Origin of the sequence: Streptomyces sp. 8N616 (assembly GCF_052246385.1) — a bacterium.
GTDB lineage: Bacteria > Actinomycetota > Actinomycetes > Streptomycetales > Streptomycetaceae > Streptomyces.
Genome location: NZ_JBQQBY010000031.1, coordinates 1 through 17,669, shown reverse-complemented (window position 1 = coordinate 17,669; position 17,669 = coordinate 1). Strand labels below are relative to the sequence as shown.

At 73.4% G+C, this 17,669-nt stretch carries 14 protein-coding genes and 1 pseudogene; 11 read left to right on the top strand and 4 right to left on the bottom strand.

Translation table 11 applies throughout. The features are described from left to right. Window positions 1-33: 33 nt before the first annotated feature. Window positions 34-501: an archease gene (locus ACTWQC_RS25700; RefSeq protein WP_443318162.1), complete on the top strand. Its 468-nt coding sequence runs from the start codon at window positions 34-36 to the stop codon at window positions 499-501. Between the two features lie 63 nt (window positions 502-564). Here ACTWQC_RS25700 and ACTWQC_RS25695 read toward each other — a convergent pair whose 3' ends face one another. Both ACTWQC_RS25695 and ACTWQC_RS25690 read right to left on the bottom strand, forming a co-directional pair. Further along, a complete protein-coding gene (locus ACTWQC_RS25695; protein ID WP_443318161.1) occupies window positions 565-1,983 on the bottom strand; it encodes an RtcB family protein in 1,419 nt (472 codons plus the stop codon). A 137-nt stretch (window positions 1,984-2,120) separates the two neighbouring features. Then, window positions 2,121-3,944 (bottom strand): bifunctional metallophosphatase/5'-nucleotidase, encoded by a 1,824-nt coding sequence (locus ACTWQC_RS25690; RefSeq protein ID WP_443318160.1) that lies wholly within the window; start codon window positions 3,942-3,944, stop codon window positions 2,121-2,123. Window positions 3,945-4,186: 242 nt separating this feature from the next. Between ACTWQC_RS25690 and mshD the strand changes: the two genes are divergently transcribed. From mshD to ACTWQC_RS25655, 7 genes and pseudogenes are all read left to right on the top strand, one after another. Further along, window positions 4,187-5,164 (top strand): mycothiol synthase, encoded by a 978-nt coding sequence (gene mshD / locus ACTWQC_RS25685; protein WP_443318159.1) that lies wholly within the window; start codon window positions 4,187-4,189, stop codon window positions 5,162-5,164. Between the two features lie 802 nt (window positions 5,165-5,966). Further along, window positions 5,967-8,195, top strand: coding sequence for an RNA degradosome polyphosphate kinase (locus tag ACTWQC_RS25680; protein ID WP_443318158.1), 2,229 nt, complete (start codon window positions 5,967-5,969; stop codon window positions 8,193-8,195). Further along, window positions 8,113-8,757 (top strand): annotated as a pseudogene (locus tag ACTWQC_RS25675) (CHAD domain-containing protein); the annotation flags it as partial. The gene ACTWQC_RS25680 and the pseudogene ACTWQC_RS25675, both read left to right, overlap by 83 nt. Before the next feature lie 462 nt (window positions 8,758-9,219). Further along, complete coding sequence (locus tag ACTWQC_RS25670; protein ID WP_443318233.1) at window positions 9,220-10,293, top strand: CHAD domain-containing protein; 1,074 nt, start codon at window positions 9,220-9,222, stop codon at window positions 10,291-10,293. Continuing rightward, a complete protein-coding gene (locus ACTWQC_RS25665; protein ID WP_443318157.1) occupies window positions 10,293-10,742 on the top strand; it encodes an NUDIX hydrolase in 450 nt (149 codons plus the stop codon). The genes ACTWQC_RS25670 and ACTWQC_RS25665 overlap by 1 nt, the downstream gene beginning before the upstream one ends. A 175-nt stretch (window positions 10,743-10,917) precedes the next feature. Next, on the top strand, window positions 10,918-11,340 hold the full coding sequence (locus ACTWQC_RS25660; protein WP_443318232.1) for an Hsp20/alpha crystallin family protein: 423 nt from the start codon (window positions 10,918-10,920) through the stop codon (window positions 11,338-11,340). 125 nt (window positions 11,341-11,465) lie between these two features. Beyond that, entirely contained in the window at window positions 11,466-11,897 is a 432-nt protein-coding gene (locus tag ACTWQC_RS25655) for a DUF2267 domain-containing protein (RefSeq protein WP_443318156.1), read from the top strand. A gap of 30 nt (window positions 11,898-11,927) precedes the next feature. Here the strand turns inward: ACTWQC_RS25655 and ACTWQC_RS25650 are convergent, their stop codons facing one another. Continuing rightward, the gene (locus ACTWQC_RS25650) at window positions 11,928-12,959 is read right to left on the bottom strand and encodes an aldo/keto reductase (protein ID WP_443318155.1); all 1,032 of its coding nucleotides are present in this window, start codon (window positions 12,957-12,959) and stop codon (window positions 11,928-11,930) included. Window positions 12,960-13,169: 210 nt separating this feature from the next. On the opposite strand from ACTWQC_RS25650, the gene ACTWQC_RS25645 reads away from it, so the two are divergent. Next, complete coding sequence (locus ACTWQC_RS25645) at window positions 13,170-14,024, top strand: helix-turn-helix domain-containing protein (protein WP_443318154.1); 855 nt, start codon at window positions 13,170-13,172, stop codon at window positions 14,022-14,024. A 296-nt stretch (window positions 14,025-14,320) separates the two neighbouring features. Here the strand turns inward: ACTWQC_RS25645 and ACTWQC_RS25640 are convergent, their stop codons facing one another. After that, window positions 14,321-15,127, bottom strand: coding sequence for a class I SAM-dependent methyltransferase (locus ACTWQC_RS25640; protein ID WP_443318153.1), 807 nt, complete (start codon window positions 15,125-15,127; stop codon window positions 14,321-14,323). Window positions 15,128-15,381: 254 nt separating this feature from the next. Here ACTWQC_RS25640 and mshA point away from each other — a divergent pair, with 254 nt between their 5' ends. Next, complete coding sequence (mshA, locus tag ACTWQC_RS25635) at window positions 15,382-16,749, top strand: D-inositol-3-phosphate glycosyltransferase (RefSeq protein WP_443318152.1); 1,368 nt, start codon at window positions 15,382-15,384, stop codon at window positions 16,747-16,749. Next, on the top strand, window positions 16,742-17,254 hold the full coding sequence (locus ACTWQC_RS25630) for a YbjN domain-containing protein (protein ID WP_443318151.1): 513 nt from the start codon (window positions 16,742-16,744) through the stop codon (window positions 17,252-17,254). Before mshA ends, ACTWQC_RS25630 begins: the two co-directional genes overlap by 8 nt. Window positions 17,255-17,669: the final 415 nt, after the last annotated feature.

The window sequence follows — 17,669 nt, the reverse complement described above, 5'->3', positions numbered from 1 at the left end:
AAGCCTGTCCCGGCCCCCGACGACGAGGTCCTCATGACGACGCCGACACGCGGCCACCGCGCGGTTCCGCACACTGCGGACATCCGTATCGAGGCGTGGGCCCCGACGCGCGACGAGTGCATCGCGGAGGCGGTGCTCGGCCTGGTGGAGTCCTTCGCGGACGTCTCCGGGGTGCGGCCCGACAACTTCGTGACGGTCTCCGTCCCCGAAGGGCCCGCCGAGGACATGCTGCTCACCGTCCTCGACGAGGTGATCTACCGGCTCGACGTGCATGGTGACGTACCGGTCGACATCGAGGCCGGCGAGGTCGAAGCGGGCGGGGCGGAGCCGGGCGACGAGGAGCCGCAGGCCACCGACGGCACGCTGGACCTGAGGCTTGCCGTGGCCGGAACCGAGTCCGTCGAGGCCGTCGGTGCGCAGCCGAAGGCGGTGTCGCTGCACGGGCTGCACTTCGCGAGCGACCACGTGCGGTGGTCGTGCGTGGTGACGGTGGACGTCTGAAACGGGTTCAGCATCCGCTTCAGCACCCGCTCCTGCATCCAGCTCAGCACCCGGCTCAGCAGCTCAGCCCTTGACCACGCCCAGCGGGGTCAGCCGGGCGACCCTCCGGCACAGGCCCGCCGCCTCGCTCGTCTCGACCACCGCGCCGACGTCCTTGTACGCCTCGGGCGTCTCCTCCGCCAGGCCCTTCCAGGTGCTGGCGCGCACCGCGATCCCCTGCCCCTCCAGCCGGTCCCGCAGCTGCTTCCCCGGGATCGTCTTGACCGCCGCGTGTCTGCTGAGCACCCGCCCCGCCCCATGGCAGGTGGAGTAGAAGGCCTGCCCGCCGGTCACCCCGGTCAGCACGTACGAGGCCGTGCCCATGGTCCCGGGGATCAGCACGGGCTGGCCGAAGGGGCGCAGGTCGGGCGGCAGATCCGGGTGGGCGGGGGGCAGCGCGCGCGTGGCGCCCTTGCGGTGCACGCACAGCCGCCGCTCCGAACCCTCGACGGCGTGGGTCTCCACCTTCGCGAGGTTGTGGGAGACGTCGTAGACCAGCTCGAGGTGCGCGGCGGTGACCTTGGCGAAGACGTGGCGGGCGGCGTCGGCGAGCAGCTGCCGGTTGGCGCGGCCGTAGTTGGCCGCCGCGGCCATCGCTCCCAGGTACGCCCGGCCCCGCGGCGAGTCGACGGGTGCGCATGCCAGCTGCCGGTCGGGCACCTCGATCCCGTAGCGCGGCATCTCCGCTTCCATGGCTCGTACGTGGTCGGTGCAGATCTGGTGGCCGAGTCCGCGCGAGCCGCAGTGGATCATTACGCAGACCTGGCCCAGGTGCAGTCCGAAGGCCTTCGCGGCCGCGTCGTCGTAGATCTCGGCGACCTGCTGCACCTCCAGGAAGTGGTTGCCCGAGCCCAGGCTGCCGACCTGGCCGAGACCACGGTCCATGGCCCGTTCGCTGACCTGCCCGGGGTCGGCGTCGGAGACCGCGCCGGAGTCCTCGCAGCGGTCCAGGTCGCGGCGCTCGCCGTGGCCCGCCTCCACCGCGTACCGGGAGCCCCCGGCCAGCACCTTCTCCAGCTGGCCGCGCCCCGAGAGGTGCCAGACCGCGCCGCGCCGCATGCCGCGCGGGGTCGCGTGGTCCAGGCCGTCCATCAGACGGTCCAGTGCGGCGTGCGCCAGGTCGCGGGCGGTGAGCTCGGCGGCCAGCAGCCGCACCCCGCAGGAGATGTCGAAGCCGACGCCGCCGGGCGAGACGACCCCGCCCTGCTCGATGTCGGTCGCGGCGACCCCGCCGATGGGGAAGCCGTAGCCCCAGTGCACGTCCGGCATCGCGTACGAGGCCGTGACGATACCGGGCAGCGTGGCGACGTTGGCGACCTGCTGCAGCGCCTCGCCGCCGCCCTGGGGGAGCAGGTCGCGAGAGGCGAACACGATGCCGGGGACCCTCATGGGGCCCTGGCGGTCGATCCGGAAGCGGTGCGGGGTTTCCTCGACGATGTCCATGGCGACGTCCGTCCATGGGATTCGCTGGCACTCGGTGCTTGACGAGGTTCCCGCGAAGGCGCGACCCATGCGTGTCCGCCGCCTGCGGCGCACCGGGCGCTGCGTGCCCGGGGCGCCGCAGCGGACGGCCGGCTACTTCACTCCTGCACGACCGTGATGCGGTCCGCCTTCGGCGGGGACAGGGGCTCGGCCGCCGAGGAGTGGGCGGCGAAGTACGCCGTCAGCGCCTCCAGGTCGGACTTGCCGACCAGCTTGTTCCCGCCCTCCTTGAAGACCGGGAAGCCGTCGCCGCCGCCCGACAGGAACTCGTTCATCGCGACGCGGTACGTCTTCGCCTGGTCGATCGGTTCACCGTTCAGCTTCACCGAGTCCGTCACCACCCTGGCCGCGCCCGACTTCGTCAGATCCAGCGTGTACGTGAAGCCCTCAGAGACCTGAAGGATCTTCGGCGAGGCCTCGTTCGGGCCGCTGACCTGCTGCTGGAGGGCGGTGATCAGCTGCGCGCCGGTGAGGTCGACCGCGGTCATCATGTTGGTGAACGGCTGCACCGTGAAGCCCTCGCCGTACGTCACGACGCCGTCGCCCTCGCCGCCCGACGCCTTGTGCACGAGGTCGGACCGGATCCCGCCCGGGTTCATGAGGGCGATCTGCGCGCCGCCCTTGTCGGCCGGGGCCATGGCCTCCAGCTGCGCGTCCGCGATCAGGTCGCCGAGCGGCGACTCGGGGGTCGCGGCGCCGCGGCCGGGGATGTCGGCGGAGATGTAGCCGATGGGCCGGTTCGCGACCGGCGCGGCCAGCTTGTTCCAGCGCTGGATGAGAGCCGTCATGTCCGCGGCCTTGGGCTGGTCGCGGCGTACGACGCGGTTGGCGGACGCGACGCTCGTGCGCACGATGTCGCGGGTGCGGCGGTCGTAGGTGAGCGTCGTGTCGGTGTAGAGCTTGCCGTACGAGGACGCCGACGTGACCATGCGCGGCTGCCCCGCCGGGTCCGGGACGGTGCACACGTACGCCTGATGGGTGTGGCCGGTGACCAGCGCGTCGACCTTCGGCGTGATGCCCTTGGCGATGTCGGTGATCGGGCCCGAGACGCCGTCGCCGGGGCCGGGGCTGTCGCAGTCGTAGTTGTACGCGGGGGAGGCGGGCGCCCCGCCCTCGTGGATGAGGGCGACGATCGACTTCACACCGAGCCGGTCCAGCTTCTTGGCGTACGTGTTGACGGTCTCGATCTCGTCGTGGAACTTCAGGCCTTTGACGCCTTCGGCGGAGACGATGTCCGGGGTGCCCTCCAGGGTCACGCCGATGAACCCGATCTTCACGCCGTGCCGCTCCCAGACCGTGTACGGCTTGAGGATCGGCTTGCCGGTCTTCTCGTCGGTGACGTTGGCGGCGAGGTAGGGGAAGTCGGCGCCCTCGAAGACCTTGCCGTCCTCGTAGCAGCCGTCCTTGGGGTGGCAGCCGCCCTTCTGCATGCGCTCGAGTTCCCCGCGGCCCTCGTCGAACTCGTGGTTGCCGACGCCGCTGACGTCGAGGTCGAGCCTGTTCATCGCCTCGATGGTCGGCTCGTCGTGGAAGAGGCCGGAGAGCAGCGGGCTCGCGCCGATCATGTCGCCCGCGGCGGCGGTGACGCTGTAGCGGTGGTCCTTGCGGGCGGTGCGCAGCGCGGTGGCGAGGTATTCGACGCCGCCCGCGTCGATCTTCTCCGTACTGCCGTCCGGGTGCTGTTCCGTCACCTGCCCCGAGGAGCCGGCCGGGGGTTCGAGGTTGCCGTGGAAGTCGTTGAAGGAGAGCAACTGCACGTCGACGGTGCGGCCGTGGCCGGAGGCGTGGGCGTCGCCGGGCCGGGCGCCGCTCTCGGCCCCGGCCGGAATCGCGGCCGACAGCACACCGGCCGCGGCGGCGAGCACGGCCGCACCAGTGGTCAACCGGCGTACGGCACGGCGCCGTTGAGGTGTCGCTGGCATGAGTTCCCCTTCGTGGACAGCGAGATGAGTGGAGGTATGGGTCTTTGGGTGGCTCCAAGTGGGGGCAGCCTACGGTCAACGCGCGTAGCGTGTCAGGAGTGTTGAAGTGACGAGCGCGTTGCGGCGGGGTGGCGCGGGGCGCTGCCGGCGCCCCGCGCCGGGCGCCGGGCGGCCCGCAGGCGCGGAACCCCGCCCTCATCCGGATGGTCCACGTCACGGGCACCGAGTCGTAGGCTCAGGGCATGAGCTACGTGGTGGACGGTACGGGCGCCGCGCGCAGGGTCGAGATCCTCGACGAGTTGGCGCCCGAGGCGGTGCGGGACGTGCTGGAGCTGCTGGCGCGGGCGGCCCGGGTCGACGGGCAGCAGGCGGTGTCCGAGCAGGGCCGGCTGCAGCTGCGCGGCGGCCCCCGTGAGGGCGTACGCCACCTGCTACTGCACGAGGACGACGGGGAGGGCGGCCGCGTGCTCGCCGGTTACGCGCAGCTGGAGGAGACCGACCCGGTCGAGGCGCCGGCGGCCGAGCTGGTCGTGGACCCCGAGCACCGCGGCCGCGGGCACGGGCGGGCACTCGGCAGCGCGCTGCTCGAGGCGTCGGGCAAGCGGCTGCGGCTGTGGGCGCACGGCGGGCACCCGGCGGCGCGGCACCTGGCGCAGGTGCTCGGCCTCTCGCTGTTCCGGGAGCTGCGGCAGATGCGGCGGCCGCTCGCGGGTCTCGCGCTCGCGGAGCCGGTGCTGCCGGAGGGTGTGACCGTACGGACCTTCCGTCCGGGGGACGACGACGCGGCGTGGCTGGCCGCCAACGCCGCCGCCTTCGCCCACCACCCCGAGCAGGGGTCGCTCACGCAGCGGGACCTGGACGACCGCAAGGCGGAGCCGTGGTTCGACCCGCGGGGGTTCTTCCTCGCGGTGCGGGAGGAGCCGGGGCGGGTGGAGCCGGGGCGGGAGGCGGAGGGCGTGCGGATCGCCGGCTTCCACTGGACGAAGGTCCACGCGGCGGAGCAACTGGGCGAGGTGTACGTCCTGGGCGTCGTCCCTGGCGCCCAGGGCGGCGGCCTCGGCAAGGCCCTCACCGCGATCGGCCTCCGGCACCTGGCGGCGGAGGGCCTGCCGACCGCGATGCTCTACGTGGACGCGGACAATGTCCCGGCGGTGACGGTCTACGAGCGGCTGGGCTTCACGACGCACGAGACGGACCTGATGTACCGCACCGAAACCTAACGGCCTCCGGCCCGGGCTGTACGGGCGATCCGCTCGCCGCCGCGGCGGAAATCCTTTCCCGCGCGGCGGCGGGAAGTCCCGGGCGTGGTTCGGCGGGTGTCGTGCGGTCTCGGCGTGGGTGTTACGGGGATCCGCCTGGGGGCGGGTTGGCACTGTCGGTCCCTGCCGTGGTGGTCGTTCGGCGTTGCGGCGGGAATCTTTGCCTGCCGGGGCGGCGGGAAGTTCGGCGGTGTGGTTCGGCGGGTGTCGTGCGGTCTCGGCGTGGGTGTTACGGGGATCCGCCTGGGGGCGGGTTGGCACCGCCGGTCCCTGCCGTGGTGGCCGGTCGGCGTTGCGGCGGAGATCTTTGCCTGCCGGGGCGGCGGGAAGTTCGGCGGTGTGGTTCGGCGGGTGTCGTGCGGTCTCGGCTCGGGTGCCATGGGGATCCGCCGGGGGCCGGTTCTGGACTGCCGGTCTCCGCCGTGGTGGCCGTTCGCCGTTGCGGCGGGAAGGAGATTTGGTCGCAGGGCCGTCGCTGCCGCGGCGGGAAGGGATCCGCCGCAGGGTCGTTCGTCGGCGCTGCGGGAAAGAATTCCCCGCAGCGGCGGGGAAGAATTCCGCCGCCGTGGCGAGGGGCCCGCCATCCGCGCGCAGTGGCGCGATTGCCTGTCCGCCATGTTCGCGTTACCGGTGATTCAGACTCGCTTGCGAGCATCACTGAATGCAGCACGCTGTGCCGACCGACCCCACGCGACGGCTACGAGCCGCCCCTCCCCCCATTTCAGATGCGCCCTTCCGGGCCGCAGCGCGGAACAATGAGGACATGAACGACTCCAGCGCTCCGGCACCGATCCAGCACGTGCAGCCCTCGGTCGGGTCCATCGCCGCGCACCGCCCCGCCACCGTGGCCGCGGTCGCCTCCGATCTCGAGCCCGACCTCGACGCCGATCTGGACGGGTACGACGACCACGGTCAGGACGGTGAGCTGCCGCAGGGCCGCTTCCTGGACCGCGAGCGCAGCTGGCTGGCCTTCAACGAGCGGGTGCTGGAGCTCGCCGAGGACGCGGCGACCCCGCTCCTGGAGCGGGCCAATTTCCTGGCGATCTTCGCGAGCAACCTCGACGAGTTCTTCATGGTCCGGGTCGCGGGCCTGAAGCGCCGTATCGCGACCGGTGTGGCCACCCGCTCCGCCTCCGGCCTGCAGCCCCGCGAGGTCCTGGACCTGATCTGGACCCGCTCGCGCGAGCTCATGGCCCGGCACGCGGCCTGCTTCCAGCAGGACGTGCTGCCCGCGCTCGCCGACGAGGGCATTCACCTCATCCGCTGGCCGGACCTGACGGAGAAGGAGCAGGCTCGCCTGTTCACCCTCTTCCGCCAGCAGATCTTCCCCGTGCTGACCCCCCTCGCGGTCGACCCGGCGCACCCCTTCCCGTACATCTCGGGCCTCTCCCTCAACCTCGCGGTCGTGGTCAGGAACCCGGTCAGCGGCCACGAGCACTTCGCGCGCGTGAAGGTGCCGCCGCTGCTGTCCCGTTTCCTCGAGGTGTCGCCGCAGCGGTACGTACCGCTGGAGGACGTGATCGCGGCGCACCTGGAGGAGCTGTTCCCGGGGATGGAGGTGCTCGCCCACCACATGTTCCGGGTCACCCGCAACGAGGACCTGGAGGTGGAGGAGGACGACGCTGAGAACCTCCTCAAGGCCCTGGAGAAGGAGCTCATGCGGCGGCGCTTCGGGCCGCCGGTCCGCCTCGAGGTCGAGGAGTCCATGGCCCCCAAGGTCCTGGACCGCCTGGTCCGGGAGCTGAAGATCACCGAGGCCGAGGTGCACCCGCTGCCCGGTCCGCTCGACCTCACCGGCCTCTTCGGCCTCGTGAAACTCGACCGCCCCGAGCTGAAGTACCCGAAGTTCGTGGCGGGCACCCACCGCGACCTCGCCGAGGTCGAGTCCGCGCAGGCCCCCGACATCTTCGCGGCGCTGCGCGAACGGGACGTGCTGCTGCACCACCCGTACGACTCGTTCTCGACCTCCGTCCAGGCCTTCCTCGAGCAGGCCGCGGACGACCCCGACGTGCTCGCGATCAAGCAGACGCTCTACCGGACCTCCGGTGACTCGCCGATCGTGAACGCCCTGATAGACGCCGCGGAGTCCGGCAAGCAGGTGCTGGTCCTCGTCGAGATCAAGGCGCGCTTCGACGAGCAGGCCAACATCAAGTGGGCGCGGAAGCTGGAGGAGGCGGGCTGCCATGTCGTCTACGGCCTGGTGGGGCTGAAGACGCACTGCAAGCTGTCGCTCGTCGTCCGGCAGGAGGGCGAGACCCTGCGCCGCTACAGCCACGTCGGGACCGGCAACTACCACCCGAAGACCGCCCGGCTCTACGAGGACCTGGGGTTGCTGACCGCCGACCAGCAGGTCGGGGCCGACCTCTCCGACCTCTTCAACCGGCTGTCCGGCTACTCGCGCCGCGAGACCTACCGCCGCCTGCTCGTCGCGCCGAGATCTCTGCGCGACGGCCTGATCCAGCGGATCAACAAGGAGGCGGCGAACCACCGCTCCGGGCGCGACGCGTACATACGTGTCAAGGTCAACTCGATGGTCGACGAGGCCGTCATCGACGCCCTCTACCGGGCCGCGCAGGCAGGCGTGCCCGTGGACGTGTGGGTGCGCGGCATCTGCGCGCTGCGCCCGGGCGTCGCGGGCCTGTCCGAGAACATACGGGTACGGAGCGTGCTCGGGCGCTTCCTCGAGCACTCGCGGGTTTTCGCCTTCGGGAACGGCGGCGAACCCGAAGTCTGGCTCGGCAGCGCCGACATGATGCACCGGAACCTGGACCGTCGTATCGAGGCGCTGGTGCGGGTGAGCGACCCCGCCCACCGGGCGGCCCTCAGCCGGCTCCTCGAGACCGGCATGTCGGACAACACCGCCTCCTGGCATCTCGGCCCGGACGGCGACTGGACGCGGCACGCCGTGGATGCGGACGGACAGGCGCTGCGGAACGTGCAGGAAATGCTCATCGACGCCCGGAGGCGCCGGCGTGGCCCAGCGACATCTTGACCCTGCGGGCGGCTACGGGGACGGGGGCGGCTCGCCCTGGCCAGAGCCCGCGGCCCGGCCGGGACCGGACCGCCGGTATACGCGCGAGGCGCCTGAGCCGCAGGAGCCGCGTGAGCCGTACGATTCCCGGGCCGGGGGCGGCGACGGAGCCGGTGCGGGGGCCGGGGCCGACGGGGGAGCCGGCGCCGCGGCCGGTGCGCCGGACCGGGGCGGCCGCGTACTCGTGGAACGCCCTCCCGCCGCCCTCACCGCGGGGGACGTGCTCGCGGGATATCTGCATGCGCAGGCCGCGGACTTCCTGCGCAGCCTGCGGCTGCACCGCGAGAGCGGCGCAGACGCGGAGGAGGCCGTCGAGGCGGCCCGCCAACTGCGCCGCTCCGCGCGGCGGATCAGCGGCGCGCTGCACACCTTCCGGCCGCTGACCGACCCGGCGTGGGCGGACCCGCTCCGCGCCGAACTGGCCTGGCTGTCGGGCATGCTCGCCCGCGAGCACGCGTACTCCGCCCGCCTGACCCGCCTCCGTTCCGCCCTGCACCGCCTCTCCGGCGCGGACGCGGCCCCGCGCGCCGACGCGGTCCTGTACGACCTCTTCGACGGCGGGGGACAGCCCGCGGGGGCAGGGACGGCGCCGTCCGGCGCGGCCACGAGGGCGGACGGACAGGGGCAGGGCCGCCGCCCCGACGGCCACACGCCACGCCTCGCCCAGCCGGGCACGCGGCCTGCGGAGAGCGCGTCGGAAGCCCGTCCGGAGCCCGGCGATCAGGAGCACACGCCTGGCGGTGGCCACGTCCAGGCCCGGGGCGCGGCGCAGGCTCCGGAGGCGGATCCCGCGGAGCCCGGGTCGGGTGTGGCGGCGGGGCCGGGAGAGTCCCGGCAGGTCGGCGGCCAGGCAGCCGCGCAGCCCGAGTCGGGCACCGACCGCGCGAACAGCGTCTCCGACGTGGACGGCAGCGTTGTGCAGCCCCAAGCCGCAGCGGGGCACCGTACGCCGGGCGACTCCGGCCGCAGGGCTGCCCGCGGCCGCGTGTCCGCGCAGCGGATCAACCGCGGCACGCGCGCCCAGGCCTCCGTGCCCACGACCCCCGGCGAGGCCGAAGGGCTGCCGGGTGACGACGACGCCGGGCGCCCGGACCGGGGCTCGCCGCGGAACCCCGCTGACGACGAGCCCGCCGCGCAGCGTGCTGCTTCCGGGGCGCACGCCGCTTCCTGCGGCCGCGGCCCGGCCGATGAGGCCGTGGAGCCCGCGAGCGCGGACCGCGGCTCGCCGGGGAAACCGGCCGACAGCCCGTCCGCCGCGCGGCGCGGGGCTTCCGGCGCCCGGGCGCGGGTCTCGCTGTCCGGTGCCGCAGGCCAGGGCGAGAGCGCCTCGGGCGCGGAATCCGCGCCGCCGCGGAGCGGCGCGACGTCCGCGGCCGGCACGCTCACCGTCGGGGCCGCGCGCGCCGGGGCGCTGCTGGAGCGGCAGTTGACGCTCGCGCGGACGCGTGCGCACTCCGCCGCGCTGCAGGCCCTCGGCTCCTCCCGCTTCCACGCGGTCGCCGACGCCGTCGCCGTCCTGGCCTCCGAGGCACCGCTCGACGCGGCGGCCGCCGATGGACCGGCGGACAAGGTGCTCGGACCGCTGGTCGACGTGGTGCACCGGCGGCTGGTGGAAGCGGTGGAGGCGCTGCCGCTCCACCGGGCCGGGCACCCGTACAACGCGGAAGCTCTCGTCCACGGCCTCGCCGCCACCGGCGCGGCCGACGCGCCGCCCGCCAGCGAGCAGCAGGACGCCCCCTGGCATCAGGTGCGGCTGCTGGTGCGGCTGCGCCGGTACGCGCAGGAGGTGCTGGACTCGGCGGGCGGCGCGGCGGAAGCCGGTGCCGACGACGAGTCCGCGGTGCTGAGCGTGCGGCTGCAGAGCGCGGCCCAGGCGCTCGACCGGCACCGCGATGCCGCGGAGGCCGCGGCCGCTGCCGCCGCCGCGGCCCGTACGCCGAGGATCGCCCCGGCGACGGCGTACGCGCTCGGCGTGCTCCACGCGGACCAGCGGTACGACGTCGAGGCGGCCCGGTACGCCTTCGGCCGGCTCTGGGAGCGACTGGCGGTGAACGCCTGATGGCGGACGGGACGAGGGCCGGGACCAGGACGGTGCGGGCGGCGGGGTGCGTCCTGTGGCGGCGCACTCCGCGCGAGGGGCAGCACACCGAGCCGGTCGAGATCGCGCTGGTGCACCGGCCGAAGTACGACGACTGGTCGCACCCGAAGGGCAAGCTCAAGCGCGGCGAGGACCCGCTGCGGGGCGCGCTGCGCGAGGTGTACGAGGAGACGGGCTACGACTGCGAGCCCGGCGCGCGCCTGCCCACCGCGCACTATCTGGCGAACGGGCGGCCCAAAGAGGTGTCCTACTGGGCCGCCGAGGCCACGGGCGGCGCCTTCGTGCCGAACCGCGAGGTGGACTGGCTGGTCTGGCTGCCGCCGTCCGCGGCCCGGCTGCGCCTCACCCACGAGCGCGACCGGGCCCTCGTGGACGACCTCCTCCACGCTCTGCACCTCCACGCGTCCTGACCGTCCGCCGCGGAAGGCCGATCGTCGCGGAGCGGCCGATCGTGGCTCGCAACACCCATTCTGAGCAGGCATTCCCCTCTTCATGAGCCGGGGCTTGTCAACTTTTCTCCTCCGAGCTATATAAGTGGCGTAAGGGCATCGCAGACCAGTGCCGCGAGGAAGGAGATGACCCGTGATGCTCATGCGTACCGACCCGTTCCGTGAGTTCGACCGCCTCACCCAGCAGCTGCTCGGTACCGCCGCCCGGCCCGCGACCATGCCCATGGACGCCTACCGCTCGGGCGACGAGTTCGTGGTCCAGTTCGACCTCCCGGGCGTCGACCCCGAGACGATCGACCTCGACGTCGAGCGCAACGTTCTTTCCGTCCGTGCCGAGCGCCGCTCGCCGGCACCCGAAGGCGCCGAGCTGATCGCAGCAGAGCGCCCTGCGGGTTCGTTCAGCCGGCAGCTCTTCCTCGGCGAGAGCCTCGACACCGAGCGGATCGACGCCTCGTACGACGCCGGTGTGCTGACGGTCCGCATCCCGGTCGCCGAGCAGGCGAAGCCGCGGAAGATCCAGATCGCCGGCGGCGGCGCGCCGAAGCAGATCAGCAGCTGACCGGCCCGCGGCCGGCTGCCGGAAGCAGGTGACCGGCAGCCGGCCGCAGCCGACCCGCAGCGCCGGCTGGGAGAGCGCGAGCGCGGAACAGGGCTGAACCAGGAGAACAGGGAGGGAGCCAACCCATGCGGTGGAGCGACTTCGTGGACACCGTGCGCGAGCGCGGGCAGTACCCCACCAGGAAGGAGGCCGAGCGGGTCGCCCGCATCGTGCTCTCCGCCCTCGGTGGCCATGTGACCGGGCCTGAGCGGGTGAAACTGGCCCGACGCCTGCCGCCCGAGGCGGCCACGGTCCTGGCGGGCCAGATCCCCGCCGTGAAGCCGCTGACCGCGGCGGAGTTCGTCGACAACGTCGCCGCCAGGGTCCCGGGCGCCACCGCGGCAACCGCCCGGTGGGACGTCGGCTCGGTGCTGAGCGCGGTGGCGGACCTGGCGGGCGACGATCTCCTGGAGCGCATGATCCACCGGCTCCCGCCCGGGTACGCCCTGCTGTTCGGCCGCGTGCAGCTCATGCCCGCGCGTGATCTCGCGGTTCAGGGCGAGGCCGAGCTCGTCTGAGCTCGGCCTCCCCGGGGCCGTTCCGGCGGCTCAACGCCGCCGGAGTGCCTTGTCGGAGAGCGCGGGCGGCAGGTAGTAGCTGTCGTCCCGGTTGAGGTCCGTGCCCGGCGGCACGATCTCGTCGATCCGGTCCAGCACGTCCTGGCTCAGTTCGGTGTCCGCGGCCTCCAGCAGGTCCTCGAGGTGCGCGGACGTCCGCGGGCCGATGATCACGGACGTGACCGCCGGGTGGGCCCGTACGAACGCGACCGCCAGGTGCGGGAGCTTCAGCCCCGCCTCGGCCGCCAGCTTCGTCAGCTGCCCCACGGCCTCCAGCTTGGCGGCGTTGCCCGGCAGCGACGGGTCGAACTTGTGCTGCTCGAGGGCAGCCCGCCCGCTCCCCGGCGCCAGGTCGACGTCCGCCGCCTTCGTGTACTTGCCGGAGAGCCAGCCCGCGCTCAGCGGGCCCCAGGTCAGCACGCCGATCCCGTACCGCTGGGCGGTCGGCAGCACCGCTGCCTCCACGCCGCGGGCGAGGATCGAGTACGGCGGCTGCTCCGTGCGGAAGCGGACGTGGCCGCGCCGCTCGGCGGCCCACTGCGCCTCGACGATCTGCTCCGCCGGGAAGGTGGAGTGGCCGATGGCGCGGATCTTGCCCGCCCGTACGAGGTCGGAGAGGGCGGACAGGGTCTCGTCGATGTCCGTGGTGGGGTCGGGACGGTGGATCTGGTAGAGGTCGATGTGGTCGGTGCCCAGGCGGCGCAGGCTGTCCTCGACGGCGCGGGTGATCCAGCGCCGGGAGTTCCCGCCCCGGTTGGGGTCGTCGCCCATCGAGCCGTGTCCCTTCGTGGCGAGCACGACGTCGTCGCGGCGGCCCTTGAGAGCCTTGCCGACGATCTCCTCCGATTCGCCCTGGCTGTAGACGTCGGCGGTGTCCACGAAATTGATGCCCGCATCCAGGGCGCGGTGGATGATCCGTTCCGACTCGTCGTGATCGGGGTTGCCCCAGGCGCCGAACATCATCGCGCCCAGCGCGTATTCGCTGACCGAGATGCCGGTGCCACCGAGGATCCTGCGCTTCATGGGGGTCTCGCCTTTCGTACGCCGGTACGCGGGTGCGCGCTCTTCATGAACCACACTCCGGCGCCGGGGTGGCACGCACCAGGCCCGGCTCAACCGGGGTCTGCCAGGGCCACCTTGAGCGGCTCGAGCGGGCGGCGGGTCCCTCCAGGGAGCCTGTCCGCGGGTCGCCGTTCCCGGTACGTGGCGGGTCCCGTCCGGGACAATGGAACGATGGTGGACCCGGAACCGGAGATCGGCTCGTTTCTGAAGGCCCGGCGCGCCGCGCTCGCCCCCGCCGAGCTGGGGCTGCCGGACGGCCCCTCGCGCCGCCGGGTGCGCGGCCTGCGCCGCGAGGAGGTCGCCCAGCTCGCGGGGATCAGCGTCGACTACTACACGCGGATCGAGCAGGGCCGCAGCCACAACATCTCGGACTCGGTGCTGGACGCGATCGCGCGGGCGCTGCGGATGACGCCGGCCGAGCACACGTATCTGCGCAACATCACGCTGCCGCGGCGGGGCGGTGCGCACGGCACCCAGCGGGTCCGCCCGGAGATCCGGCAACTGCTGGACGCGATGGACGGCACCGTCCCGGCCATGATCTACGGCCGCGGCATGGAGATCCTGGCCTGGAACCGGCTGGCCGGGCGGGTCTCCTTCGACATCGACGCGGTCCCGGAGGGCGAGCGGAACGGGGCCCTGCTGACCTTCCTGCACCCCGCCGCCAAGGAGCTGTACCCGGACTGGGAACAGGGCGCGCAGGAGACCGTGGCCTCGCTGCGCGCGGAGGTCGGCCGGTACCCCGACGATCCGGGGCTGCGCGCCGTCATCGCCGAGCTGCAGGAGCGGAGCGCGGACTTCCGGCGCCACTGGGACGCACAGGCGGTCCAGGAGCGCCTCAATGGCATCAAGCGGATCATGAACCCGCTGGTCGGCGAGCTGGTGATCTCGTACGAGACCTTCCGGCTCCCGGGGGATCCGGACCAGACGCTGTGCACGTACACGGCGGAGCCGGGCTCGCCGACGGCCGAGGCGCTGCGCGAGCTGGCGCGGCTGACGGATACGGCGCTGGCGGCGCGGGCCGGGTAGGAGCTGCGGCCGGGCGCCGGTCGCGCCGTGTCGCGCACGTGTCGCGCACGTCCCGTGCCCCTGTCGCTGTCGCTGTCGCGCACTGGTCAGGCGACCGCGGCCGGGGCGGTGCGGCGCGGTTCCTCCAGGGCGGCTGTATGGCGAGGTGATCCCGGCCGCCCCTGCGGCTGCAGGTGAGCAGCCGGACGCGGATGATCCTGTGCTCCCATCCTGGGCTGTGACGCGCCGTCACTTCGTGACTTCGGTGAGTTCGTGACTTCGTGGCTGACGGGAGTGGACGGGACTCGTGTCAGCTCTCAGCCGCCGCGCGGCGCCAGGGCTTCCCAGCGGACGGTGACCTCGCCCTGGCGCCAGCGGTTCGGCCCGCCGTCCAGCGGCCAGTCGTCCGCGAGGTCGCGGACGGCCCGGACCCAGCGCTGCCGCGCGCCGAGCGGAGCGAGCGGCGCGGCGGCCGCCCACGCCCGGTCGAAGTCCCGCAGAAACGCATGCACGGGCTCACCGGCCACGTTCCGGTGGATGAGTGCCTTCGGCAGCCGTTCGGCCAGGTCCGAGGGTTGTACGAGCGATCCGAGCCGGGTCGCGAAAGTGACCGTACGCGGCCCTTCGGGGCCGAGCGCGACCCATACGTGCCGCCGCCCGATCTCGTCGCACGTCCCCTCGACGAGCAGCCCGCCGGACGCGAGCCGCCCGCACAGCCGCTCCCATACGGCCCGGACCTCGGTCTCGTCGTACTGGCGCAGCACGTTGGCGGCCCGGATCAGCACGGGGCGGTGGCCGCCGGGGAGGGGGACCTCGAAGCCGCCGTGCGCGAAGGCGAGGCCGTCGCGCTCGTAGGGGCGGGCCGCGTGGACGCGGGCCGGGTCGATCTCGATCCCGACCACGCGCGCGTCGGGGCGTACGGTCCGCAGCCGCGCGAGCAGCTCCACGGCGGTCCAGGGCGCGGCCCCGTACCCGAGATCGACGGCGACCGCCTCCCGACCGCGCCGCACGGCGCCGCCGTGCACGGCGGCGATCCACCGGTCCATCCGCCGCAGCCGATTGGGATTGGTCGTCCCACGGGTCGCCGTCCCAACGGGGCGCTGATGCGGAATCCGGACGGCCATACCCAAGAGCGTAAGGGCACCCCCAAACCCCTCCGCCCACACCCGCCGAAACGGCCAGGCGGCCCGCGGCGCTCCGCCCGGAGCGGCCCCGCCGACGAAGCGAGCCGCGGCCCGCAGCCCCTGCCGGCGAGGCGACCCGCGGGCCCGCCGGCGAGGCGGTCCTCGTCACGTTTTGGCAAAGCGGAAATGCGATCGCGTATTCCGCTGGTTACACGGTCAGAGCACTTGTGCGCCCAGCAAGGAGGTCTCGCACGGTGAGCCAGTACGTGTCCCGGCTCGGAGCGCTCCGCGGTCGTGCCCACGGCCCCCTCGCGGCGGTGGCATCGCCGCGCCTCCGGCTGCCCGGTGCCCCGCGCCGCCCCCGCCGCACCGCGATGTTCAGCGTGCACACGTCACCCCTTCACCAGCCCGGTACGGGCGATGCGGGCGGCATGAACGTATACATCGTCGAGCTCGCCAAGCGCCTCGCCGCGATCAACATCGAGGTCGAGATCTTCACCCGGGCCACCAGCGCCGCGCTCCCGCCCGCCGTCGAGCTCGCGCCCGGCGTCCTCGTACGGCACGTGGACGCGGGCCCGTACGAAGGCCTCGCCAAGGAGAACCTCCCCGCCCAGCTCTGCGCCTTCACGCACGGCGTCATGCAGGCCTGGGCCGGACACCGCCCCGGCCACTACGACCTCGTCCACTCCCACTACTGGCTCTCCGGCCACGTCGGCTGGCTCGCCGCCGAGCGCTGGGGCGTCCCCCTGGTTCACGCCATGCACACCATGGCCAAGGTCAAGAACTGCGCCCTCGCCGAGGGCGATACCCCCGAGCCCGCCGCCCGCGTCATCGGCGAGACGCAGATCGTCGAGGCCGCCGACCGGCTCGTCGCGAACACCGCAGAAGAGGCGGCCGAGCTCGTACGGCACTACGACGCCGACCCCCGCAAGGTCGCCGTCGTCCACCCCGGCGTCAACCTCGACCGCTTCCGCCCGCGCGACGGACGCGCCGCCGCCCGCGCCCGGCTCGGCCTGCCGCAGGAGGCGCTGATCCCGCTCTTCGCGGGCCGCATCCAGCCCCTCAAGGCGCCGGACGTGCTGCTCCGCGCGGTCGCCGAGCTGCTCGACGAGCGTCCAGGGCTGCGCGACCGGCTCGTCGTGCCGGTGGTCGGCGGGCCCAGCGGCAGCGGCCTGGCCAAGCCGGAGGGCCTGCAGAAGCTGGCCGCCCGGCTCGGCGTCTCGGACGTGGTCCGGTTCCGGCCGCCGGTCGGGCAGGAGCAGCTCGCAGACTGGTACCGGGCGGCGTCCGTGCTGGTCATGCCCTCGTACAGCGAGTCCTTCGGCCTGGTCGCGATCGAGGCGCAGGCGTGCGGGACCCCGGTCGTGGCGGCCGCGGTCGGCGGCCTGCCCGTGGCCGTACGGGACGGGGTGAGCGGCTTCCTCATCTCCGGCCACGAACCGGCCGACTATGCGCGGGCGCTGCGGCGCTTCGCCGACGAGCCGGCTCTGGCGGACCGGATGGGCGCGGCGGCGGCCCGGCATGCCGAAGCCTTCGGCTGGGACACGGCGGCCTCGGCGACGGCGGACGTGTACACCGCGGCGATCCAGGAGCGGCGTCGTCTACGCTCGCTGCATGGCTGACGTGGACGTGGCTGAGGCGCGCAAGATCATCGAGCAGACGCTCAAGGACGCGGGTCTGGAGTGGGAGAGCCCGGCGGACGGCAGGTACGTGGTGACGCTGCCGGGCACGCGGAAGCTGTCGACGACGTGCTCGCTGGTGGTGGGGAGACACTCGCTGTCGGTCAACGCCTTCGTCGTACGGCGCCCGGACGAGAACGAGGCGGCGGTCCACCGCTGGCTGCTGGAGCGCAACACCCGGCTGTTCGGGGTGGGTTACGCGATCGACCGGCTCGGCGACATCTACCTCGTCGGGAAGCTGCCGCTGGCCGCGGTGACGCCGGAGGAACTCGACCGGCTGCTGGGGACGGTGCTGGAGAACGCGGACGGCAGTTTCAACACCCTGCTGGAGATGGGTTTTGCGACCGCGATCCGCAAGGAGTACGCCTGGCGGACGGCCCGCGGCGAATCGACCCGCAACCTCGAGGCGTTCACCCACCTGACCAGGCGCCCAGCCGACCCCAACTGAGCCCCGCGCCACGACAACGCCGCCACGTCGCGGTGGGCGCGACGGCCGCCACCTCGCGGTGGGGCACCGCCCCCGCCGCCCTGCGCCTGGGTGCGACGCCTCCGCCGCCCCGCACCCGGGCGCGACGCCTCCGCCACCTCGCGCTGGGCGCACCGCCCCCGCCGCCCCGCGCCGTTGGCGCTGGGCACGTCTGCTTCCCGACCCTCGGCGGGCCCGTCGTGCTCTCGGCCCGCGGCCGGACTCCGCGCCCTGTGCGCGGTCTTCCCACCCATCCCGCCCAAAGTCCCGCTGAGCAGCCCCTTCCCCTTCTCCGAAGTCTCCCCCGCCGTGCGGGGGTCGCGGGTTGGAGGGGGCGCAGCGCTTTCCGCCCACCCCCACACCACCCGCCCCATTTAGGGCGGGTGGTGTGGGGGTG